At 58.0% G+C, this 23,875-nt stretch carries 14 protein-coding genes; 3 read left to right on the top strand and 11 right to left on the bottom strand.

All coding sequences use genetic code 11. The features are described 5' to 3' along the window. The first annotated feature begins 235 nt into the window (after positions 1-235). Both OOT55_RS04300 and OOT55_RS04295 read left to right on the top strand, forming a co-directional pair. On the top strand, positions 236-1,309 hold the full coding sequence (locus OOT55_RS04300; RefSeq protein WP_265367912.1) for a 3-deoxy-7-phosphoheptulonate synthase: 1,074 nt from the start codon (positions 236-238) through the stop codon (positions 1,307-1,309). A gap of 191 nt (positions 1,310-1,500) precedes the next feature. After that, positions 1,501-3,984 carry an NAD-dependent epimerase/dehydratase family protein gene (locus OOT55_RS04295; RefSeq protein ID WP_265367911.1) on the top strand — a complete coding sequence of 828 codons (2,484 nt, stop codon included), beginning with the start codon at positions 1,501-1,503 and terminating at the stop codon, positions 3,982-3,984. 15 nt (positions 3,985-3,999) lie between these two features. On the opposite strand, the gene OOT55_RS04290 is transcribed toward OOT55_RS04295, so the two are convergent. The 8 genes from OOT55_RS04290 to OOT55_RS04255 all read right to left on the bottom strand — a co-directional run bounded on the left by OOT55_RS04290 (position 4,000) and on the right by OOT55_RS04255 (position 15,766). Next, the gene (locus OOT55_RS04290; protein ID WP_265367910.1) at positions 4,000-5,385 is read right to left on the bottom strand and encodes an efflux transporter outer membrane subunit; all 1,386 of its coding nucleotides are present in this window, start codon (positions 5,383-5,385) and stop codon (positions 4,000-4,002) included. A 5-nt stretch (positions 5,386-5,390) separates the two neighbouring features. After that, entirely contained in the window at positions 5,391-7,343 is a 1,953-nt protein-coding gene (locus OOT55_RS04285; protein ID WP_265367909.1) for a MacB family efflux pump subunit, read from the bottom strand. After that, the gene (locus OOT55_RS04280; RefSeq protein ID WP_265367908.1) at positions 7,343-8,500 is read right to left on the bottom strand and encodes an efflux RND transporter periplasmic adaptor subunit; all 1,158 of its coding nucleotides are present in this window, start codon (positions 8,498-8,500) and stop codon (positions 7,343-7,345) included. Before OOT55_RS04280 ends, OOT55_RS04285 begins: the two co-directional genes overlap by 1 nt. A 172-nt stretch (positions 8,501-8,672) precedes the next feature. Beyond that, the gene (gene nfuA / locus OOT55_RS04275; protein ID WP_024460018.1) at positions 8,673-9,260 is read right to left on the bottom strand and encodes a Fe-S biogenesis protein NfuA; all 588 of its coding nucleotides are present in this window, start codon (positions 9,258-9,260) and stop codon (positions 8,673-8,675) included. Between the two features lie 142 nt (positions 9,261-9,402). Continuing rightward, entirely contained in the window at positions 9,403-10,815 is a 1,413-nt protein-coding gene (locus OOT55_RS04270) for a mannose-1-phosphate guanylyltransferase/mannose-6-phosphate isomerase (protein ID WP_265367907.1), read from the bottom strand. Positions 10,816-10,881: 66 nt separating this feature from the next. After that, on the bottom strand, positions 10,882-12,216 hold the full coding sequence (locus OOT55_RS04265; protein WP_265367906.1) for a glycoside hydrolase family 130 protein: 1,335 nt from the start codon (positions 12,214-12,216) through the stop codon (positions 10,882-10,884). A gap of 143 nt (positions 12,217-12,359) precedes the next feature. Continuing rightward, positions 12,360-13,406, bottom strand: coding sequence for a glycosyltransferase family 4 protein (locus OOT55_RS04260; RefSeq protein ID WP_265367905.1), 1,047 nt, complete (start codon positions 13,404-13,406; stop codon positions 12,360-12,362). Between the two features lie 2 nt (positions 13,407-13,408). Next, positions 13,409-15,766 carry a glycosyltransferase family 4 protein gene (locus OOT55_RS04255; protein ID WP_265367904.1) on the bottom strand — a complete coding sequence of 786 codons (2,358 nt, stop codon included), beginning with the start codon at positions 15,764-15,766 and terminating at the stop codon, positions 13,409-13,411. Positions 15,767-15,998: 232 nt separating this feature from the next. Here OOT55_RS04255 and metH point away from each other — a divergent pair, with 232 nt between their 5' ends. Beyond that, on the top strand, positions 15,999-19,715 hold the full coding sequence (gene metH / locus OOT55_RS04250) for a methionine synthase (RefSeq protein ID WP_265367903.1): 3,717 nt from the start codon (positions 15,999-16,001) through the stop codon (positions 19,713-19,715). 172 nt (positions 19,716-19,887) lie between these two features. On the opposite strand, the gene OOT55_RS04245 is transcribed toward metH, so the two are convergent. From OOT55_RS04245 to OOT55_RS04235, 3 genes are all read right to left on the bottom strand, one after another. Then, positions 19,888-21,042, bottom strand: coding sequence for a lipase family protein (locus tag OOT55_RS04245; protein WP_265367902.1), 1,155 nt, complete (start codon positions 21,040-21,042; stop codon positions 19,888-19,890). 19 nt (positions 21,043-21,061) lie between these two features. Further along, entirely contained in the window at positions 21,062-21,484 is a 423-nt protein-coding gene (locus OOT55_RS04240; protein ID WP_265367901.1) for a DUF6795 domain-containing protein, read from the bottom strand. 364 nt (positions 21,485-21,848) lie between these two features. After that, complete coding sequence (locus tag OOT55_RS04235) at positions 21,849-23,843, bottom strand: hypothetical protein (protein WP_265367900.1); 1,995 nt, start codon at positions 23,841-23,843, stop codon at positions 21,849-21,851. Positions 23,844-23,875 lie beyond the last annotated feature (32 nt).

Here is a 23,875-nt window from a genome sequence, read left to right as displayed (position 1 = left end):
CCTTGAGAGACCGTCACCCGCCTGGACGGCGGGTGATGAGCCCCCATGGACGGGTTCACGGCGTGTCTCTCAAGGGTATGCCCAGCCGGAGCGTCATCCTCGGAGTGACGCAATTCAAATACCGCGCTACAAAACAACAAAAACTATCAACCCCATCGGCAAATTTCTCCCAAAAAGTGCCCCATTTTCAGTAGAATGGTGCCGTATTCTCGAAACACTCTATGGACTAACCCTAATGACCGACACGCAAATAGACGATCTCAACGTTGTCTCCCAGGAGCTGTTGATCTCACCGGCCGACCTCAAGCGCGAGCTGCCGATGACCGACAAGGCCCGGGAGGTTGTCACCCAGGGGCGGGAAACCATTCGCAATATCCTCGACCGTAAGGACCCGCGGATTTTTGTGGTAATTGGCCCCTGCTCCATCCACGATGTGGACGCGGCGATGGATTATGCCCAGCGTCTGAAGACACTGGCCGATGAGGTCAGCGATACCATCTATGTGGTGATGCGCGTCTATTTCGAGAAGCCACGGACCACGACCGGCTGGAAAGGCCTGATCAACGACCCCGACCTGAACGACTCATTCAGGATCGAGAAAGGTCTGCATATGGGCCGCAAACTGCTGCTGGATATTGCCGAGCTGGGCCTGCCCGCCGCTACCGAGGCGCTGGATCCGATTTCACCCCAGTACCTGCAGGATCTGATCAGCTGGTCCGCCATTGGTGCCCGCACCACCGAATCCCAGACGCACCGGGAAATGGCCAGTGGCCTGTCCGGCGCCGTGGGCTTCAAGAACGGGACCGATGGCAGTCTGACCGTGGCGATCAACGCCCTGAAGTCAGTCTCCAAGCCGCACCGGTTTCTGGGGATCAACACCGAGGGCCAGGTATCGATTATCCACACCCGTGGCAACCCCTACGGCCATGTGGTGCTGCGCGGTGGTAACGGCAAGCCGAATTACGATTCGGTCAGTGTTGCCATGTGCGAGCAGGAACTGGAGAAGGCCGGGGTCAATCCGCCCAATATCATGGTCGACTGCAGTCACGCGAACTCCAACAAAAACCATGAGCTTCAGCCGCTGGTGATGGAGAACGTGGCCAACCAGATTATGGAAGGCAATGATTCGATCATCGGCCTGATGGTGGAGAGTCATATTGGCGCGGGCAACCAGCCGATTCCGGAAAATCTGAAGGATCTGAAGTACGGGGTGTCGATTACCGATGCCTGTATCGATTGGGAGACTACCGAACGCGCTCTGAAAGATATGCGAGATAAAATTAAAGATCACCTTAAGAAGCGCGGATAATCGCTCTCTCCTTTCTCCGCAATGAAAAAGAGCGCCATATGGCGCTCTTTTTTTGTTGATACTCTCAATCTCTAGCCGGTTCAATTGCACCCTCCCAATCGAAGTGCTAGATTTCAATTGCCGTCAATATGATGGATCGTCATCAGTGACGCACTCTTCGCCTTCTATCAACCGCGAACGGGAGCTGATCTATGAGTAACAGACAGGCGAACAATCGCGAGAAACCCGTCGTATTAATCACCGGCGGTGCGGGCGCTATCGGTACCGCGCTCACCCGGGCGTTGCGCGATCACTATCGCATTGTGGCGCTGGATATTGCCAAGAGCGATGAAGCGGATGCGAGCTACACATTTGATCTCAGCGCTTCCGATTCCGTTCAACTGACTCTCGAAACAGTCGCAAAAGAGTGCGGGCGTCATATCGCTGCGGTCATTCATCTGGCCGCTTATTTTGATTTCTCTGGAAAGCATTCACCGCTCTACCGAAAAGTCAACGTCGAAGGCACACGCAACCTGCTCGAAGGGCTCCGAGGCTTTGACGTGGAGCGATTTATTTACTCCAGCACCATGCTGGTCCACCAACCACTCTCGCCGGGCCAACGCATCAATGAGGACACACCGATCCAACCTCAGTGGATTTATCCACAATCGAAGGCGGAAACCGAGGCGGTCATTCGCGAATATGCCGGCGATATGCCCTATACACTACTTCGGCTTGCCGGTCTCTATGATGAAACTCACTGTGTCCCCACGTTGGCACATCAAATTGTCCGTATCTATGAACACAATCTGAAAAGTCACCTCTACGCGGGCAACACGGGCGTTGGACAGGCCTGCATTCACAAAGAGGATATGATCGAAGCCTTCAGGCTGACCCTGGAGCGGCGTAAGGAATTGCCCAGGGAAAATGCCATTCTGGTGGGCGAAGAACGCTGCGACACCTATGAAGCATTGCAAAACCGGCTGGGCGAACTGATCCATGGAAAAGAGCACTGGGCTACGGTATCGGTACCCAAGCCCATCGCCAAAACCGGCGCCTTTGTTGAAGAGAAAGGTGAGGCGGTGATCCCGGATGATTTCGATAAAGGCGAAAAGCCCTTTATTCGTCCCTTCATGATTGATCTGGCCGACGATCACTACGAGCTGGATACGCGCCTGGCGCGGGAGCAACTGGGCTGGTCTCCCCAGCACACGCTGTTTGACACTTTGCCCAAGATTGTCGAAAAGCTGAAGAAAGACCCTTTGGGCTGGTACAAAGCCAATGGCATTACGCCTCCTGACTGGCTCGAAGAAGCCGATGAGCACGGACACAATCCGCAGCGGCTGTTCGTCCAACACCAACGGGAGTTCCGCCAAGCGCATGGGAACACGATCTGGGCACATTTCATTAACGTAGCGCTGGGGTTCTGGCTTATCTCCTCGCCGGTACTGCTGGGCTACGCCGACACGGGTCTGGCCTACAGTGACTGGGGATCCGGAGTGTTGCTGATCGGCTTCGCCGCTGCATCTCTGTCGTGGAAAATGGCTTGGGCACGCTGGGTCTGCTCGCTCATTGGACTCTGGGTATTGTTTGCCCCGCTGGCTTTCTGGACAGACAATGCTTCCGCTTACCTGAATGGCACTCTGGTGGGGATGCTGGCGATCGGATTTTCAGCGGCGGTGCGACCGACACCCGGCGTTTCTCCGGTAGCCGCCACTACCGGCCCGCTCTATCCCCCGGGCTGGGATAACAATCCTTCGAGCTGGCTCCAGCGGCTACCGGTCATTGCCCTCGCTCTGGTCGGCTTTTTTATTTCCCGTTATATGGCAGCCTATCAGCTCGGGTACATTGATGGGGTATGGGATCCCTTCTTTACAGGCCTGGGGGCCGACGGTAAGAATGGGACAGAGGCCATTACCACCTCAGAGATTTCGGAATCGTTTCCCGTAGCCGATGCGGGCTTGGGCGCGATTGTATACGCCCTTGAAGTGTTGATCGGTTTGACAGGCAGCACCCGACGCTGGCGCACCATGCCCTGGCTGGTAGCCTCATTCGGTGTGTTGATTGTCCCGCTCGGGGTGGTATCGATCACCTTTATCATCATTCAGCCCATCCTGATTGGCACCTGGTGCACGCTCTGCCTCGCTATGGCAGCCCTGATGCTCCTGCAGATCGCTTACGCCTTTAACGAATTTGTTGCCACCGGCGAGTTCCTGCTTCGGCGCCATAAAGCGGGCGCCCCTGTACTGAAGGTCTTTTTTACCGGCGATACGGATGAGGGGCGAACTGATTCCGAGCGGGAACACTTCGAACGCAACCCGCTGAGTATTCTCAGAGACTCGGTGATCACCGGTGTCAATCTCCCCTGGAGTCTGGCGCTGGTGATAGTCATCGGCGTCTGGTTGATGTTTACCCGCGTGACACTGGGCAACGACGGCGCTTTGGCCAATTGGGACCATTTGGTGGGGGCGCTGATGATCACCGTCGCGGGCATTGCCCTGGCGGAGTCCGCCCGACCGCTTCGGTGGCTGATTGTTCCCCTTGGGCTGATTCTGCTAGTGACGCCGCTTGCCTACTCGGCAGACATCGCCGCTCTATTGGCGGGCCTGTTTTGCGGTGTAACAGCTATCGCCCTGAGCATTCGTCGCGGACCGATCAAAGGACGCTACGGCGAGTATGATGCAATAATCAAATAGCTCGAATAGTTGAGCTTACTGTTGTCCTGAGCCGCCGAGCGACTGGTAAAGGGTCACCGCCGCTGATAAACGATCAAGGCGACGCTCGACCAGTCGCTCCCGGGCCTGAAACAGGCTCCGCTGGGCGTCGATCAGGGTCAACAGGTCATCACTGCCCTCCCGATAACGCACTTCCGTAAGCCGTAAAGCCCGTTCCGCTTCCGCCAGAATCGCCTGATCGCTTATCTCCTGTCCGGCTTCCAGGGTGACACGCCCCAGGGCATCATCGGTTTCCTGCAACGCCACCAGCAGCGTCTGCCGGTACTGAGCCAATAGTTCCTGACGTCTCGCCTCCGCCTGACGGCTCCGCGCGCGGGTTCGGCCACCATCGAAAATCAATTGACTGAGGGACAGGCCGGTGTTGTCGGATTCACGCGCATCACTCAACGAAAACAGTTCCGCCGTCGATAAGCTGAAACCGGCACTCAAACTAAGGGAGGGCAGAAACGCCCGGCGAGCCACCGCCACGTCCGCATCGGCGGCCTGTAGCTGCGCTTCGGCGCGAGCCACATCCGGCCGCGCAAAAATGGCCTCCACGGGCGGCTGAGCCTTCAGCTCCGGCAAACGGATGTCGCTGAGTGCCTGTGGTTCAACCGACAGCGTCTGGGGCACCTCGCCCACCAGTACCGCCAGCGCCCGGCGGGTCTGCTCCATCTGATACTCCAGTGGCGGCAACTGCGCCTTCTGGGACAGCAGGTTGGTGCGTTGGCGAGCCACATCCGCCGCGCTGGCCACGCCATTGCGATAGCGCACCTGGACAACATTCATTACCTGCTCGCTCAGCGCAATATTATCCAGGGCGATCTGAATGCGAGCCTGCAGCGCCTGATATTCAAACCAGGTGTTGGCAATGGCGCCGGTCAGACTCAGGTAAGCGGCGCGGTAATCCTGTTCACTGGCCCGAAAACCAGCGCGGGCGGAGGCCCGTTCCGCGGCCACCCGACCCCACAGGTCCAGCTCATAACTCAACCCGAGATTGGTGGACGTGGACTCCGAAGAGCGGCTATCACCTTCGATGTCCTGGTTACTGCGCCTGCTGGTCGCCGCCCCGACGTTGACGCTGGGATACACCGAGGCGCCCGTGGCGCGCATTTGCCAATCCGCCTGGCGCAGGCGCTGCTCTGCGGCCATCAGGTCCGGGCTGTTCTGTAAGGCCTGCCGCATCAGGGTATCGAGAGGTTCAGCGCTGAACGTCTGCCACCAGTTCGCTGAGGGACTCCCGTCCTCACTCGCGCCGGATGCGGCCAGGGCACTGTTCCAGGTCAGACCGGCATCGATGTCGGGGCGCGGCACAGGATCGATATTCGCGCACCCCACCAGAACACTCAGGCTGCAGCATACGGCAAAAACGTTGCATTTCATCGCGTTCACTCCGTGGCCAGGGCGTTGACCGGATTCAACCGGGACGCCTTGCGCGCGGGCAGATAACCAAAAATCAGGCCGGTGGCAAACGCGCAACTGAATGCCAGCACCACCGGCAACGGGGAATAGTAAATGGGTGTGCCAAAGTAGCTCAGTACCGCCGCCACCGACAGTCCCAATACGACGCCGATCAACCCGCCCAGGGCGGACACCACCAGCGCCTCAATCAAAAACTGTTGCAGAATATGTCGTGTTCGCGCGCCGGTGGCCATGCGGATACCGATTTCCCGGGTGCGCTCGGTGACGCTGACCAGCATGATATTCATCACCCCGATCCCCCCAACCAACAGGGAAATGGCGGCAATGGAGCCAAGCAACCAGGTCAGGGTATCCTGGGTTTCGGAAATGGCTTCAATCAACGAGGCCATGTTGCGAATCTGGAAGTCCTCGGTGCCGTGGCGTTGCAGCAAGAGTTGATGAACCGCATCCTGGGTGGCATTCATCCGGTCGGTATCCGCCACGGCAACGGTGATATTGCGCAGGTGCTGTTGGCCAAACAGACGCAGGCTTCCGGTGGTATAGGGCACCAGCACCACGTCGTCCTGGTCCTGTCCCATGGGGGAAGCGCCCCGCTCTTCCATGACCCCGATCACCTGGAAGAGCACGTTGTGAATCATGATGTACTCGCCCAGCGGGGATTTTTCGCCGAACAGCGAGTCCGCGACGGTCTGTCCCAATACCGCCACCGACGTATAGTTGTTCTGCTGCTCCAGGGTAAAAAAACTGCCGCGCGCCACCGACCACTGGCGCGCCGCCGGAAACGCGTACGAGGTCGCGTTGATCTCGGCGCGATGATCCGAGTTGCCATAACGCAGCGTCTGACCGCCGGTCAGTTCGGGAATCGCGGCGATGATATTGGGCACGGTCTGGTTGATTGCGTCCATGTCCTCCGGAACCAGAGTGGTCACACTCCAGCGCCCACCGCGCTGGTCCGGCCCGCCGGGTCGGACCAGCAACAGATTACTCCCCATGGAACTGATCCGGTCCACCACGTCCTGGCGCGCACCGTCACCGATGGCCAGCATGGTGATGACCGAGGCCACACCAATCACAATCCCCAACAGGGTCAGCGCCGTTCGAAACAGGTTACTGCCCAACGAGCGAAATGCGGTTTTGGTGCCTTCGGTCAGTTCATTGCGGAACGGCGGGTCGCGGTGCCAATCGGCCGCGGGTTGGTCGGACGGCGGCTCCGCGCCCGATACCGGTTCAGCCGCGCCCGGATCGGCGACAATCCGACCGTCACTGATATCGATGCGCCGGTGGGCGTGCTTCGCCACGGCCGGATCATGAGTGATCAATACAATCGTATGGCCCTGCTCGGACAAGGACTGCAACAGAGCCATCACCTCGCGTCCGCTATGGCTGTCCAGCGCGCCGGTCGGCTCGTCGGCAAGAATGATCTGGCCACCGTTCATCAGGGCTCGAGCAATTGAAACCCGCTGCTGTTGGCCACCGGATAATTGGCTGGGCTTGTGGTCGAGCCGGTCGGCCAGTCCCAGTGTGGACAACAGCTCCCGGGCCCGCTCGCGCCGCTGGGCAGGCGTGAGCGCGGAGTAGATCGCCGGCATCTCGACATTTTCCAGCGCACTGGCGCCGGGCAGGAGGTTGTAGCTCTGGAAAACAAAACCAAAGGATTCCCGACGCAACTGGGCCAACTCATCCGCCGACAGGTGGGCGACGTCGCGCCCGTTAAAGCAGTATTGGCCGTCTGTGGGCTTATCCAGGCACCCGATAATATTCATCAGGGTCGACTTCCCCGAGCCGGACGCGCCCATGATCGCGACAAACTCTCCCGGGTAAACGGTCAGGTCAATGCCATGCAGTACCCGGGTTTCGAGCTCGCCGTTATGGTAGCTCTTGGTAACCCCGGACAGGTTCAATATGGGGGTACTCGGCATCAGCGGAACATCCGGGGGAGGCGATTGCCCTGCTCACGCCGGTTACGACTCTCGGGTCCACTGAGCAGAACCCGCTCGCCCTCACGCAAACCGGACAGGATTTCCGCGTGCACCCGATCGGTGACGCCGACACGCACGTTCCGCAACTCCGGCGCGGCACCGGGACGCACCACAGACACCGTCGCCGGTCGACCGCTGGCGGAGTCCGTCCCGGCGTCACGCCGCTCCTGGCCCCCATAGCGCAGTGCGGATACCGGAACAACCAGGGCATCGTCAGCGGCGCCGGCGACAAAAAATACCTGGGCTGTCATCTGGGGCAGCAGGCGGCCGCCGGGGTTTGGCACATCGAACAGGGCGTAATAGAGCACCACATTGTTTTCGACCAGGGGGGTCGGCTCAATCCGGGACAACTCCCCTTCCCAGCGCCGCCCCTGGTTGCCCAGGGTAGTGAAGTAGACCGGCATGCCCGTTTCCAGCTGGCCAATATCCGCCTCCGAGACCTGCGCCTGAACACTCATGGTGTCGAGGTCCGCAATGCGCATCAGTATCGGGGTTGTCTGGGAGGCGTTCAGCGTCTGCCCCTGACGGGCGTCAATGGTCACGACGGTGCCATCCATGGGGGCGTAAATTTTGGCGTACTCAAGGTTGGCTTCCTCGGCACGCAAGGTGGACTGGGTCTGTTCGATCTGGGCGGTCAGCGCTTCGATCTGCGCCTCTGCAGAGCGCAGTGAGGCCTCGGCACTCTGCAGTGCCTCGCGGGTGGTTGCGTCTTCGGCGAAGAGGTTTTTCTGGCGTTGGAGCTGAATGTCGGCCAGCGTCAGTTGTGCCTTGCGATCCTTCAGTTGCGCCTGCTGGTTGCGCAACTGCGCTCGGGTTCCGTCGACACGGGCGAGGTACACCGTGGGGTCGATTTCCGCCAGGAGATCCCCCTGTTTGACCTCATCCCCCACCTGCACATGCAGACTTTCCAACTGGCCGGACACCTGGGCTCCGACGTCCACATAGGTTCGGGGTTGCAACACGCCGGTCGCCGTGACCAGCGCCTCGATATTGCCACGCCGCACTTCCACGCTGGCGAGGGCCTCCTCATCGGAGCCGTTTGGCCACAGTCCGACCAATATCAGGGTGAGCAGAATGAGCGCGGTGACAACAGCCACCTTTTTGAATAACCGCCGGGAATACACCATCCGTTGTTGCCGCTCCTGATTGCATTTATTGGAGCGGCTATTGTGCGGGAGATGCGACCGGGTTGGCAGCGCTTTTACCGGGCTTTAACCCGGCTTTACATCCGTTAACACGGATAGGACACCGGGCTTGCGGCGGATCGCGTCAGATATAAGCGTTGGTGCGGTCGGTGTGGTCGGTCACATCCCGAACACCCGCCAACTCGGGCAGTTTTTCTTTCAGCGTCGTTTCAACGCCGTTTTTCAGCGTCACTTCCACCGCGCCGCAGCCCTGGCAGCCGCCGCCGAAGCGCAGCACGGCATAGTTGTCCTCGGTAATCTCCACCAGGCTGACGTTGCCGCCGTGGGAGGCGAGGCCCGGGTTGATTTCGTTGTACAGGACGTAGTTGATGCGGTCTTCCAGGGGACTGTCGTCGTTGACCTGGGGCATTTTGGCGTTGGGCGCCCGAATGGTGAGCTGCCCGCCCATCCGATCCGGGGAGTAGTCGACCTTGGCGTCTTCCAGGTAGGGCAGGCTGCGACCTTCAAAGTAGGCTTTGAAGCCGGTCAGTTCGACAATTTCGTCGTCTTCCTTTTCTTCGCCGGGGCGGCAGTAGGCAATGCAGGTCTCGGCCTGGGGGGTTCCCGGGCTGGCAACAAACATGCGAATTCCGACGCCCTCACTGTCCTTCTGTTTGTCCAGAAGCTCTTTGAGGTACTGCTGGGCGGATTCGGTGATCTGTACATTGACCATAGTGGCGTGCGGGCCTCCAATACTGGGACAGGCGTATACCTGATTGATTTACTCGGGTATTTTACGGGATATTGAGGCGGGAAACAAAGGGCTGATCGGGTGTCAGGCCACGAAACGCGGTGACACCCTCTCAGGAGGCCAGTCAAGCACGCCCATAATGGTCGTCAAAGCGGACGATGTCGTCTTCTCCCAGGTAGGCCCCGGACTGGACCTCAATGAGCTCCAGAGGAATTTTGCCGGGATTACTGAGCCGGTGCCGAGTGCCCAATGGAATGAAGGTCGATTCGTTTTCCGACAAAAGCAGTGTTTCGTCTCCCTTTTCCACCTTGGCGGTACCCTTGACGACGACCCAGTGCTCGGCCCGGTGATGATGCATTTGTGAGGAAAGACTGGCTCCGGGTTTCACCCGGATGCGTTTGACCTGATAACGAGTGCCCTGGTCTACCGAATCGTAACAACCCCAAGGGCGGTAAACCTCCCGGTGCTGCAGATGCTCACTGCGACCCCGCTCGCGGAGGAGGGAAATGATTCTTTTCACGTCCTGTGCGGCGTTTTTATCCGCCACCAGGACAGCATCGGGGGTGCTCACGACCATCAGGTTATCGACACCCAAGGTTGCCACCAGCTTGTCCCGGGAGTATACGAGAGTATCTCGGGAACCAAAGTCAAAGACATCACCAACCAAACTGTTACCCCTTTCATCCTTTTCGGACAGCTCCCAGTACGACTGCCAACTGCCCACATCGGACCAGCCCGCATCCATAGGCACACAGACCACGTTATCACTCTGCTCCATGACGGCATAATCCACGGAGATTTCCGGTGCCCGAGCAAAGGCCTCAGCACTGGTGCGCACAAAGTCCATATCCTTGACGGCCTCTCGATAGGCGGCCTCGACGGCCTCCACCACCTGTGGTGAATACCGTCGCAACTCATCCAAAAAGGGCTGAGCCCGAAAGACAAACATTCCGCTGTTCCAGTAAAAACCACCTTGCTCCAGATACCGTTCGGCAGTGGCCAAATCGGGTTTTTCCACGAACTGTTCGACCTGGTGGGCCCCCTCGACATCCGGTTGCTCCGACGTCTTGATGTAGCCATATCCGGTTTCAGGGCAAGTAGGACGAATGCCAAAGGTCACCAATTTACCCTTGGCGGCACTTACCAAGGCGACCTGTACGGCACTGCGAAAAGCCTGCACGTCGCGTATGATGTGATCGGCAGCCAATACCAAAAGCTTTGGGTCGTCCTCCAGTTCACAGGCATGCAATGCCGCCAACGCCAAAGCTGGCGCCGTATTGCGCCCGACCGGCTCAAGCAGAATAGTCGCTTGATGTTGGCCGATTTCCTGTAGCTGTTCGGCCACCATAAATCTGTGTTCCTCGTTGCACACTACCAAGGGGTCTCCCAGGCCTTCCAGCCCCTCCAGACGCTGCAGGGTCTGTTGCAACATGGTGGCATCACCAAAGAGCTTGAGCAGTTGTTTCGGATAATGGGTTCGGGACAGCGGCCAGAGCCGGGTTCCAGAACCGCCAGCAAGTACCACGGGAAGAATCATGTCGGTATCTCCTATGTTCTAACTTCGATAATCACCGTCGAAACATCGCTTCAATCCTTTTTGCTATCAAATCGGATCCATACAGTCGATCAGTTCATCCACATTCACACTCACCATGCCACTGCTGATATCCGACATGGCGTAGGGCATAATCAGTTCACCCTGATGAATCAATGAGCCACAGCTGTAAACCACGTTGGGCACATAACCCTCCCGCTCTTCCTGGTGAGGTCGCAAAAGAGGACGTCGCAACCGGGCTATCACCCGACTCGGCTCATCCCTGTCGAGCAGAATGGCTCCAATGGAATACTCTCGCATGGGCCCCACCCCATGGGTAATGACCAACCAGCCCCGACGGGTTTCCAACGGGGAACCACAATTACCCAATTGCACAAATTCCCAAGGCTCGGCAGGGACCTGTAAAGTGCTGTAGCTTTTCCACACGTGCAGGTTATCAGACACCATCAAGTAGTTGTTTTCACCGTCCTGACGGGAGAGCATGACGTATTTGCCGTGAACCTTTCTCGGGAAAAGCGCCATACCTTTGTTCTGAACCCCTCGACCACTCAAAGTAAACATTTTGAAATGCACGAAGTCCCGTGTCTCGATCAACTGAGGTAGCAGATTAGCACCGTCGTAGGCGGTATATGTTGCGTAATAAGTGCAGTCACCACCGTCCCCATGAAACTGGACAAAACGGGCGTCCTCCACTCCGCTTCGCTCAAGCTCTGAAGTCGAGAAGAGCACTCTTTCGGAAATGGGTCTGCCCGGATCGAAGTCCAGCTCGTAATTGGAGTTGGCCAGCCAGTTAACGGCCGAGAAAGTCCGATTGACAACAGCAGGCTCGTAGTCCAGCTGGTGACACAGGCCATTCAGCTCAATCTGCAGCGTGCGATAGTCAAACCGGGCAGGTAACCGCTCCATCAGTGTCTGCGCAATATTCTGGTCAACATTCATGTCCTCCAGCTTCAATGTAAACAGCCCCCTGTCATAGATGGGGTTCGCTTGACGAACTGGAGTTTCGACGTAGTCACTGACCGGATCAAACAAGACGTTGCCGTTGGCCCCGATCACGCCGCTACGAAATTCGATCGAAGATATATGACCCTCGCCTACAGCTCTCAGACTAAGCACAAAACGCAGATCACGAGAGTCCAGACCCGTCTGATCCGGATGAGGCACGATGGAGGGATTGAACAGAGCCGCGGAGGAGTAGGCGTACTCCATGGTCACGTAGGCGCCAATCAACTCCCGCTGACAGGCCGTCAGTGAATATGCATCGGGTACACAATGCGCCACCAGATCGAAGTGACGTTCCAGAATGCGGGGAAGGTTGCGGTGCCGATCCGAGAAGTCCAACTGAACCTGAGACAATACCTCCCGGACCTGTGCCTCCGGCATATCCAACACTCTTTGGATAAGGTTGCGCAGTTGATCCGGGTTGCCCCCTGGGATATGGGGCCGACAAATGACCCGTCCCGAGTCGGGCATCAACTTCCACTTGCGTCGTCTAACCCTGGGAACCCTATGCATAGTTTCTCCCGTTAGTTCTCCGTTTGCAAAGTCTCTGCTCCCATCAGTCGAACGTCGACAATATGCCGATATACCTGAATGTAGTCTTCCACCATACGTTCGACGGAAAAATGCCGCTCCACGTGAGTCCGGCAGTCAATACGTTGCAATTCAGGCAGACGTTTTACAGCGTCCACGGCGGCGTCCTGGTCCCTGACCAGAAAACCCGTCCTGTTCGAATCAATCACCTCGGCCATACTCCCTCGTCTGTAGGCGATCACAGGTGTGCCACACGCCATGGCCTCAACCACGGACAGACCAAAGGGTTCATCAAAATGGATCGGGTGCAAGAGAGCCAAGGCTCCACCCAGTAGGCGATTCCGACGCTCGGCGCCGACGCTGCCCAGATACTCAACCTTGCCCGGCTTCAGCGCTGGCTCCACATAGCGATTGAAGTAATCATCATCCTGGACAATGCCGGCCATAACCAGCCGCTTACCACTGCGCCGGGCAATCTCTATGGCGTCGGCCGCTCCTTTATCCGGATGAATACGACCAAAAAACAGAAGGTAATCTTCAGGCACCTCACGGAGCGTGAAGTTGTCCAGATCGATCCCGTGATACACGTTGGCAACGTAATCCAGCGAGGGGACCCGATCAGCCTTACTGATGGAGACGTAATGGCAGCGCCCGTTGTACTTTTCGTAGACCGGCAAGATGCCTGGATCAGAAAAGCCATGGATTGTGGTGACCACTGGTGTCGACGTCATGGCCGAATATGTCAACGGCAGGTAATCGAAATGGTTATGAATCAGATCAAACTCCCCACCCCGCTCAAACACTTCTGAAATATGAAGACACTCCCAGACCTTGGGAATCAGACGCTCATTCTCCTCGTAACCGCACGGGCAGACAGCTTGAAGCCTCGCTCGGGTGCGCGAGTCAGCAGTGGCAAACAGGGTTACATCCATGCCCCGCGCGACCAATCCCTCTGTGAGCAGGGACACAATGCGCTCCCAGGGGCCGTAGTGACGCGGCGGCGTGCGCCAGGCAATGGGTGAGAGCATGGCTATTCGCACAGCTAGACCTCCTCTGACCGAACCTCGACTGATACCTCGCCCCCTCTCGGCTGCAACACTTGCTGCTCGGACAAGAGCTGCAAAGCCCCTACCGAGAGCAACCAGGCCAAAGTCGACTCGGCTCCCTGGTTGAGGTTGACGCAGTCGCTCTGTAACCCGTCGCAACACCCATTGGTTTTGGCGTCATAAAGGGACAGGCTCAAGTCGTTTTGTCCGAGAAACCAGTTAAAGGCAATCATGGCTCGCTCCAGCCAGAGCTCCTCTCCTGTGGCTCGGTAGGCGGCCAAACAAGCGTCCAGCATGGCGTTGGCTTCCAAAGGCTGTTGATCAAAACGCGCCTTGTGGCCGCCTCGGGGATACCAACCGTTGTTACCCACGGGGACAAAATGTTGTTCGCCCAGAGGCCCCTCCAACTGGCCATCCACCAGCCAGGACAAGCTATTGACACCGCTTTCCACCATATCCCGCCGTCCCAACCACTCGCCCGCGACGATTAACGCCTGAGGTAGGCGCGCGTTGTCGTAAGTGAGCACGTCTTCCGGCCAGGGCCACTCCCGGTCATCCGCCTTTGTAAACGCTCGGTAGAGTTTTTCGGCCAGCTCAGTGGCAATCCGCCGGGCTTCAGAGTCACCCGAGAACACGCTCAGGTATCCGCAAAGCCCCAGCAGCGCAAAGGTCTGAGCCCGAACATAGGGAAACTCCTCTACAACTGGAAGCGCCGCTTTAAACAAGCTGGTAGCCACGGGCAGGCTTTGACCAGCCCCCAAGAGCGCAATCGTGGTGCCCAGCCCCCAGAGGGCACGCCCATGGGAGTCATCTGAGCCTCGGGTTTCCAACCAGCGGCGGTCATAACTCATGAAATTGCGGAAACGACCACCGGCGTCCGGGTTGAAGGCGTGCAGAAGAAACGCCAGGTAGCGGTCGGCCAGTTGCCGGGGCAAATCGGACTGCTCCGGCGCAAGACTGCAAGCTTGAGCCGCTACCATCAGAGCGCGGGCATTGTCGTCCGTGCAATAGCCGTGATCGCGGTCGGGAATGTTGTAACGGGCGTGCTGAAGCATGCCTGTGTCGTCCGTCATGGCTGCCAAGTGGTCCAGTCTCAGCTCCGGCAGCTCTTGCGACAACCCCAAGCGACCGGAGAGGCTGGGAGATGACTGATAAGGCCTGGGGCAGCGACTGCGCTCGGCTTTGACCTCCCTGAACAGTTGCAGATACCGTTGCGCCACCTGGCTCCACACGTGGCTTCGGCTGAAATCATAGGCACGTTTACGCACTCTGTGCCGCTCGGCATCATCGCTCAGCAAGTCCACCAGAGCTTCGCCCATTGCGTCCGAATCCTTGAAGGAAACCAACCGCCCCCGTCCCTCGTCCAACATCTCCTGAGCATACCAATAGGGGGTGGAAATCACCGGTTTGCCCGTGCCCATGGCGTAGGCCAGGGTGCCGGAGGTGATCTGGTTCTCCTCCACATAGGGGGTAATATACACATCCGCAGCCGCCAGGTACTCGCACAGCTCGTCCAAGGTGACAAACCGGTTCTGGAAAATAACGTGTTTTTCCAGTTTGAGTTTGCGTACCAACTGACCCAGACTGATTCGGTAGTCTTCTCCTTCGGCCTTCAGGACATGGGGATGAGTGGCACCAAGAACCACATAAACCAGATCGGGGCACGATTTGACGGCGCGCGCCATCGCTTTGAGGGCATACTCAATGCCTTTGTTTTTCGACAGCAGCCCAAAGGTGAGAGCGACTTTTTTATCCAACAGCCCAAACTGTTCCTTGTAATAATTAGGGTCCACAAAGGGCATATCGGGTATACCGTGCGGAATATAAGCCACTTTGTCGGGGCCAATATCGTAGTGGGTCTGCAGGATATCGACCGCCTTGTGCGCCATCACTACCAGTCGGTCGGAAAGATCAGCCAACTGACGTAAAACGGCTCGCTGCTTGGGATCAGGATCAGGTAACACCGTGTGCAGTGTAGTGACTACGGGCATGCGCAGCTTGCCCAGTAACTCCAGAATGTAACTGCCCGCCGGCCCCCCGAAAATACCGTACTCATGCTGCACACACACCACATCACTGTGTTCACCTTGATTGATATGGCTGATATTGAGGTAATCAGCCGCTAGCCGGTAATCCTTCAACTGGTGCTGGTTTATTTCAAAACGCACTTTACCCGGGTAATCATACCCTTCGGGTTGATCATTCATTGCCAGCGCCCAGCAGGCGTTTTCACCCACCGCCCTGGACAAGGATTCCACAAGGTCAGTCGTAAAAGTGGCAATACCGCACTGGCGGGGAGCGTAATTGCCGATAACCGCTATGGACTTGATATCGGAGAAAGCTGATTTGGCCACAACAATCAACTCCATCTGAAGGTTTCAGTCTACCCGGCAGACCAATGACTACCGGCACTCTACCCAGTCACACTGGCGAGCAACCGGGCGCTATATCGAATCGGTATATAGGGGCAGAGAGCAAAGTTTCAAGTCCGGCTGTTGGCTTTTGCCCTGGGCTACGACTCGCCTGCCATTTCTGGTAAAATCCATGCCCTTTCGAATCAAATCAATCCCCTTTGATAGGTAATCCATGAGCCTGACCGACGATCGCCAAGCCCGTATTGACGCCCTCCATCGCCTGGTGCGCGAGCGCATCCTGATTCTCGATGGCGGCATGGGCACCATGATCCAGAACCTCAAGCTGTCCGAGGCCGACTACCGGGGCGAGCGCTTTGCGGATTACCACCAGGATGTCGCGGGTAACAACGACCTGCTGGCCATCACCCAACCGGCCATGCTCAAAGACATCTACAAGGGCTACCTCGACGCCGGGGCCGATATCGTCGAGACCAACACCTTCAACTCCACCCGCGTGTCCATGGCGGACTACGACATGGAAGAACTGGTACCGGAGCTGAACCTGGCCGCCGCGCGGCTGGCCCGGGAAATTGCCGATGAGTACACCGCCGACAACCCGGACAAACCCCGCTTTGTCGCCGGGGTACTGGGGCCCACCAGTCGCACCTGCTCCATCTCTCCGGATGTGAACGACCCGGGCGCGCGCAATATCACCTTCGATGAGTTGGTCGAGAACTATATGGAAGCCCTGGACGGGCTGGTCAAAGGCGGTTCGGATCTGATTCTGATTGAAACCGTGTTCGACACCCTCAACGCCAAGGCCGCCACCTTTGCGGTACGGACCTATTTTGAGCAGAACGGTGTTGAGCTGCCGTTGATGATTTCCGGCACCATTACCGATGCCTCCGGGCGCACTCTGTCCGGGCAGACCACCGAAGCCTTTTACAACTCCCTGGCCCACGCCGGTCCCTTTTCCATGGGGCTGAACTGCGCTCTGGGTGCCGAGGAGCTGCGGCCCTACGTGCAGGAAATGTCCCGGGTGGCCAACTGCTGGGTGTCGGCACACCCGAACGCCGGCCTGCCCAATGAATTCGGTGAGTACGACCAGTCCCCCGAGGAAATGGTCGCCGTCGTCGAAGAGTTTGCCGCCAGCGGTCTGGTGAACATTATCGGTGGCTGCTGTGGTACCACACCGGAACACATCAAAGCGATCGCCGATGCGGTGGCCAGTCACGCGCCCCGGCCGTTGCCCGACATTGCGCCGGCCTGTCGTCTGTCCGGCCTGGAACCCTTCAACATCACCAAGGACTCTCTGTTCGTCAACGTGGGCGAGCGTTGTAACGTCACCGGTTCGGCCAAGTTCAAGCGTCTGATTGTGGAAGAGGACTACACCACCGCGCTGGAAGTCGCGCTGGAGCAGGTCGAGGGCGGCGCCCAGGTGATCGACGTCAATATGGATGAGGCGATGCTGGACTCCGAGAAAGCCATGGTGCGCTTTCTCAATCTGATTGCCGGCGAACCCGACATTGCTCGGGTGCCGGTGATGGTGGACTCCTCCAAGTGGGAGGTGATCGAGGCCGGGCTGAAATGCATTCAGGGCAAGCCGATTGTCAACTCCATCAGCCTGAAGGAAGGCGAAGAAGAGTTCATCGAACGCGCCCGGTTGTGTCGCAAGTACGGCGCTGCGGTGGTGGTGATGGCGTTTGATGAAGACGGCCAGGCCGATACCGCCAAGCGCAAGAAAGAGATCTGTGAACGCTCCTATCGCGTTCTGGTCGACAAGGTAGGCTTCCCGCCGCAGGACATCATTTTCGACCCGAATATTTTTGCCATTGCCACCGGCATTGAAGAACACAACAACTACGCGGTGGATTTCATTGAAGCCACCCGCTGGATCCGGGACAACCTGCCCCACGCCGGCGTGAGCGGTGGTGTATCCAACGTGTCGTTCTCCTTCCGGGGCAATAATCCGGTGCGCGAAGCGATTCACTCGGTGTTTCTGTACCATGCCATCAAGGCCGGACTGAACATGGGTATCGTCAACGCCAGTCAGTTGGCGGTGTACGACGACCTGCCCGCCGAGCTGAAAGAAAAAGTCGAAGATGTGGTGCTCAACCGCAAAGACGACGCGACGGAAGCCCTGCTGGAAATTGCCGAGAAATACAAAGGCGACGGCAGCGGCGGTGAGAAAAAGGAAGATCTCGAGTGGCGCAGTTGGGCTGTGGAAAAACGCATCGAGCACTCACTGGTCAAAGGCATCACCGCCTACATCATCGAAGACACCGAAGAAGCGCGCCAACGCGCGGACAAGCCACTGGATGTCATTGAAGGTCCGTTGATGGATGGCATGAATGTGGTCGGCGATCTGTTCGGCGCGGGCAAGATGTTCCTGCCCCAGGTGGTCAAGTCCGCCCGGGTGATGAAGCAGTCCGTGGCTTACCTGCAACCTTTTATCGAAGCGGAGAAAACCGAGGCCAGCAAGCCCAACGGGAAGATTCTGATGGCCACGGTCAAAGGGGACGTGCACGATATCGGCAAGAACATCGTCGGTGTTGTATTGCAGTGTAACAACTACGAGGTGGTCGACCTGGGTGTCATGGTGCCCACCGAAAAAATCCTCAAGGTCGCGGTCGAAGAGAACTGCGATATCATCGGTCTGTCGGGTCTGATTACCCCGTCGCTGGATGAAATGGTGAATGTCGCCCGGGAAATGCAACGTCAGGGCATCGATAAACCCTTGATGATCGGTGGCGCCACCACGTCCAAGGCACACACGGCGGTCAAGATCGACCCGGCCTTCAACCTGAACCAGGTAGTGTATGTGGCTGACGCCTCCCGCGCCGTCGGTGTGGCAGGCAGCCTGCTCTCGGATGCCAACCGCCCGAAGTTCGTCGCCGACCTGCAGGCCGAGTACGACAAGGTGCGCGAGCGCAATGCCAACCGAAAGCCGCGCGGCACCCTGCGCACTTACCCGAAAGCGATCGAGAATGCACCCAAGATGGATTGGGAGGAATACACCCCACCGGCGCCAACCTTTACCGGTTTGAAAGTCTTTGATGATTACCCGCTGGAAGATCTGCTGGATACCATCGACTGGACACCGTTCTTCATGTCCTGGGACCTGGCCGGCAAGTACCCGAAAATTCTGGACGATGAGGTGGTCGGTGAGGCGGCGCGCAACCTGTTTGACGACGCCCAGAAAATGTTGCGCAAGCTGATCGACGAGAAACGTCTGAAGGCGCGCGGGGTGATCGGTCTCTGGCCCGCCAACACAGTCAATCACGACGATATCGAACTCTATGACGATCGGGGTAAGGTGATCGATACCCTGCACCATATTCGTCAGCAGAATCAGAAGCCGGGAAATGATCCCGCCAACTATTCGCTGGCAGACTTCGTAGCCCCCAAAGACAGCGGCAAGCGGGATTACATTGGCGGCTTTGCGGTCACTGCCGGTATCGGCGCCGAAGAGCTGGCGAAGGAGTACGAGGCGGCCGGGGACGACTACAATGCGATTATGGTCAAAGCCCTGGCCGACCGTCTGGCCGAAGCGTTTGCAGAACATATGCACCGCCGGGTGCGGACCGAGTTCTGGGGCTATCAGCCGGATGAAGCGTTGAGTAACGATGAATTGATCCGGGAGAAATACCAGGGCATCCGCCCCGCTCCGGGTTACCCCGCCTGCCCGGACCACACGGAGAAGGCAACGCTGTTCCGGGTGCTGGATGCAGAGAAAAATTCCGGCCTCGAACTGACCGAAAGTTTCGCCATGTACCCGACGGCGGCGGTATCAGGCTGGTATTTCTCCCACCCGAAATCCAAGTATTTCAATGTGGGTAAAATCCAGAAAGATCAGGTGGAAAGCCTCGCCAAGCGTAAGGGTATGAGCCTGATCGAAATGGAGCGCTGGTTGAGCCCGGTGCTCGGGTATGAGCCGGGGACGGAGTGATCCCCTCCTGACTCTCCATGGTGGATGACGGGGCTGCGCCCCTTATCCACCCTACGCGGGTCTATACCGCTGCGCTCGGCCGTAGGGCGGATCGGTCCGACGCATCGGAGGGCGAAGCCCGCATCCGCCGTTACCAACCCAAGACGAACATGGCAAACCGGCACCAGACCTATCAACCACCCCGCAAATGCCGCAACGCCCGCTGCGCCATCTGGGTCATTCGATCAATCAGCCGGATCAGCACCCAGCGCATCAACTCCCTCGTCAGCTCCGCCGTCGTCTCAGCAATCGCCCCAAAACCCAACAACCGCATAATCCGTCGCATCAACCGCAATACCCAGAACCCGGCATCTTTGGAAGCATCAACGCCCTGCCGTAAGGCCAGCGCAATTCGGTCCGCCAAGGTCAGCCCGCCCATCAATGCTGTCTGAATCGGCGCCACAAACACCACGCTGATTTTCCTCAGCACCCACGCCATCGCACTATTGATCCGCTCCCAGACCGACGGGTCCGCGGGATTATCCAGCGTGTCTCGAGACAACCATTGTTTGAGCGCCTCTTCTCCCAACTCGGGGTTAGGACGTCCTTTCAACGCCAACCAACTGCACTGACGAGTGCTGTCCACATAGTGACCGATACGGTGAGCGGCAAAAGATATGGCGCCTGGGCCCCAGGGAATGTGATACCCATCACCGGGTGATGGCGGGTGGCGGTAGGGGTAAACCGGAATCATCGGGACGGGATCGGTTTTATGGTAGACACGGTACACATTGCCCGTGTGGAGCCTGTTGGTCAGATGCCGAGCAAAGCCTTCCAACCCGACACGAGGCGCGCCAAAGGTGTAGAGTTTGACCGGGTTGCGACGTTGGCTTCTAATCCAGTCGGCCACCAGCGACGCCACTGCGCCGCCCAGACTGTGACCAATGCAGTGGATCGGACCGGAAATATGCGGATGTTTATCGAGAAAGTCCTTCAACTGTGGCAGGAGGCTGCTGAAGATCTGATTAAAACCGATATGGACCAAGGTGCCAGTTCTGCCTCGCTCCAGACCGATTCTGGCATTGCTGGCCCAGTCGGCGCCGTAGTTGGCCCAAGTGGAGCCACGGAAGACGAAAAAGAGTTCATTTTCTCGTTGTCCGCGCCCCAGAGCGCACAGACCAAACGCATCTTCCGTATTGATTAACCGGGTACCCACCTCTGCGGAAAGTAAACCACTCCCTTTACCCGAAAACTCGGGTCTCAGTAAGAAGAGCTTCAAGCGTTCACGGTCTTGAACGTCATATATGCCATCAGCCAACTCCGACGCTCGCAGTGGAGTCAATTCCATTTTCCGTTCCTCCTTGTAATTAACGAACCTCTATACGTTCCCAGTGACAATTCGTACCTAACAGTCCCCGCTTGACATCAACTCGGCGGATCTCATCGGTCAGCTCGCAATGCATATTGATCGGCTCTCCGCCGAGCTCTGACCATTCATGCTCTTCGCGTTTGCTTCCGATCCAGATCTTGAATTCCTGGTCTTGGTACTGAACAACAATATCCTGATAAACCACAAATTCAGCGGGAAGTAACCGACGCCAACTATCTCTTATGGCCGGAAACGAAAAGTGGCCTTGATCATCCGCCTCGGCAAAGTCCTCTTCGCCAACCTGACTCTGCCATTTGATGATGCGCTTTATCCTGGCACCGGAAGCCGGCTTTCCTTGGTAGGTAATCTGAGCGGCGAAGGGTGAGCTGAGCACCACTTCCTTCTTTGAAAAAAACGCCATGGCAGCTCCTTGCTGTGAACAGATCAAAAGAAATACGGCAATGCTGAGTAGTACGGAGGGGAGTCGTCGAGGTCGAGTCATGGGGCCATCCTTTGTACCGGTGAAGCATTTCCATTGGAACCAGGAAAGATACCGAAGGCGGCGAAATATCGTCAAGGGGTTCGATGAAGGGGACATTAAAAGTGAGGTGTTGGTCACGGTTGGGGGATTATTTGGCGGATGCGCCGAAGGCTCCGACGCGTCGGGCCGATCCGTCCTACGATTACCACGGGCGGGGAAACGGCGGATGCGCGCCAGAGCCGCTTATCCGCCCTACGGCCGAGCGCAACGATTGGACCCCGTATCCGCCGTAACCCCGTGGCCTTTATGACGGCTGCCGGTCGGCACCCCAACTGCGGTGGATGCGCTCTTTGACGCGAGTGAGCTCTTCGTCGGTGACGTTGGCGAGCTCGCCTCGTTCGAGCGGATCGTAATGGAAAATATAGAGTCTGGAGGCGAACTGCTCGAAGGGTAAAGAAGCTTCACCAAAGCGCTCGCCATTGCCGGCGGTGCTGACCAGCACATCATCCCCCCAGTGCTGACCGCTGTCGTTGTTCGGGTTGAAGAAGTACACCCGCATCACTTCTTTGGGATCCAGCGCGACCCTGAGAATGGTGATGGCATGCCATCCCACAAAGCGGGCCGCGCTATCGGTCACGGCAATGCCGGCCGGTTGTGGGTGGATCAGCGGCTGGTTACCGTTGTAGTAGGGATGATAGCTGGCGTAGAAGTGGCGCAGAAAGTCATCCAGCTCCCAGAGCTGTCCCGTCGTGACATCCACATTAATACGGAAGCCCCGACCCGACCACCAGCCGTGGAACTCCGGGTTCACCCATCGGTGCGGGTCGCCTTCCCGCCCGACACAACGACGCCCCATTTCGGCATAGATGCGATCCAGATGGGGTACGACCAGAAGCGAGACCGGATCAAGATCCATGGGTATATCGGAGGCGACCCCCGACTCACTCTCCCGGGAGGAGATTGGCTGCCCCTCGAAATGAATGATGATTTCATCATCACGGGCCGCCCAGACCACCATCTGTAGCAGATAGTCGGGATCGTTATAGGCCCACATGGACAAGGCTCGAGCAGACTGGCATGTGGGATTGTTACCCTGCCCCACACCCAGCGGCTGGCCCAACATGCACAGGACGCCCTGCATCAACCAGGCTGTAGGTGATGGCTGAGCACCAAAGATCATTTCCAGGCGTTCCCGACAGTACGGTGATATCGGCAGTGCCAATTGGCGCCACAGAGCGGGCGCCATGGCGGGCTGATAGAGGATGCCACGCTCGAGCATCAGCGCGAGCCCGTAGATCCCCTGCGCCGTTTCGGGATAAATCGCCTGATCAATGATGGCTCGGGTCAGTTCGTCGTAGCACAATAAACAATCGCGGCCGGTACTGGACAATCCCAGCGCCTCGGACAACAGGTAGTCACCGTGCTCCAACAAATGGCGAAGCAGCACCGGATGATAGGGCGAGACCAACCCGGTATCATGCATCGCGCGGGCGAAGCCGGTCGCTTCGTACTGCAAGGCGCCGCTGTCCATGGCCAGCAACCGCTCCTGATAGACCGCTACCCCGGGGTCCTCCCGACAGGCCTGAGTCGGACCGTAAAGACTGCTGATCAAACGGTCAGCCCCCTGCCCGCTGATCCCCAGGTCTATCTCGGGATTGGTCTGGCAGACCGCTATCTGGGTGATCATCCGTTTTACACTGTCGACTTCGATGGGACGCTGCTGAAGGATCCGCCAGATTTCTTCAATCAGCTTATCAATCACATGTTCATAGCCAATGCGCTCGGCCAAATGCCGATACAGCGACCGGGTCGCCAGTGCCAGCCGCCCCTGCTGCTCGCGCTCGGCTTCGCTGGGCGCGCCGAACAACAGCTCCAGATTGATGGCCAGCACCTGGGTCAAATAATGATGCGCCTGCTCCGCCGACATACTGGGGTGCAGATAATCGCCCATGGCGATGGCCAACAGGCGCAGCTCACTGATGGCCTCAATGACCACCGTGTGGGCATCCGGGCTTTTCAGCGAATAGGTGGTCAGCGAAGGAATCAGGATTTGCGGTTGCGCCCAATCGGACCCTTCAAACACGCCCGCCTCTTCCAGGCGCTGGGCACGCGCTTCCAGAAAGACGCACCCCCCGTCAAGAAACATCACCCGACGGGCGATATCCAACAGGCGTTGAAGCTTGGTGATCCTGGCAAACTCACGGCTCTCCGCCAGTTGTTCAATCGCCTCATCCAACTGATTTCCCAGGCGGGCCAACTTGTCCGCGTCGGCGCTATAGTTCGGTTCCGTTTGGCTCAAGCCGGCCTCCTCAACTCATGCAACGGAGTTGA

Source organism: Marinimicrobium sp. C6131, assembly GCF_026153455.1.
GTDB lineage: Bacteria > Pseudomonadota > Gammaproteobacteria > Pseudomonadales > Cellvibrionaceae > Marinimicrobium.
This window is presented reverse-complemented; position numbering and strand designations above follow the sequence as displayed.

Bases quoted from the DNA above. Each gene is read 5' to 3' on its own strand.
- nfuA (WP_024460018.1), bottom strand. From the start codon at position 9,260: ATGGTCAATGTACAGATCACCGAATCCGCCCAGCAGTACCTCAAAGAG.
- OOT55_RS04245 (WP_265367902.1), bottom strand. From the start codon at position 21,042: ATGGAATTGACTCCACTGCGAGCGTCGGAGTTGGCTGATGGCATATAT.
- OOT55_RS04300 (WP_265367912.1), top strand. From the start codon at position 236: ATGACCGACACGCAAATAGACGATCTCAACGTTGTCTCCCAGGAGCTG.
- OOT55_RS04285 (WP_265367909.1), bottom strand. From the start codon at position 7,343: ATGCCGAGTACCCCCATATTGAACCTGTCCGGGGTTACCAAGAGCTAC.
- metH (WP_265367903.1), top strand. From the start codon at position 15,999: ATGAGCCTGACCGACGATCGCCAAGCCCGTATTGACGCCCTCCATCGC.
- OOT55_RS04295 (WP_265367911.1), top strand. From the start codon at position 1,501: ATGAGTAACAGACAGGCGAACAATCGCGAGAAACCCGTCGTATTAATC.
- OOT55_RS04240 (WP_265367901.1), bottom strand. From the start codon at position 21,484: ATGGCGTTTTTTTCAAAGAAGGAAGTGGTGCTCAGCTCACCCTTCGCC.
- OOT55_RS04290 (WP_265367910.1), bottom strand. From the start codon at position 5,385: ATGAAATGCAACGTTTTTGCCGTATGCTGCAGCCTGAGTGTTCTGGTG.
- OOT55_RS04265 (WP_265367906.1), bottom strand. From the start codon at position 12,216: ATGCCGGAGGCACAGGTCCGGGAGGTATTGTCTCAGGTTCAGTTGGAC.
- OOT55_RS04270 (WP_265367907.1), bottom strand. From the start codon at position 10,815: ATGATTCTTCCCGTGGTACTTGCTGGCGGTTCTGGAACCCGGCTCTGG.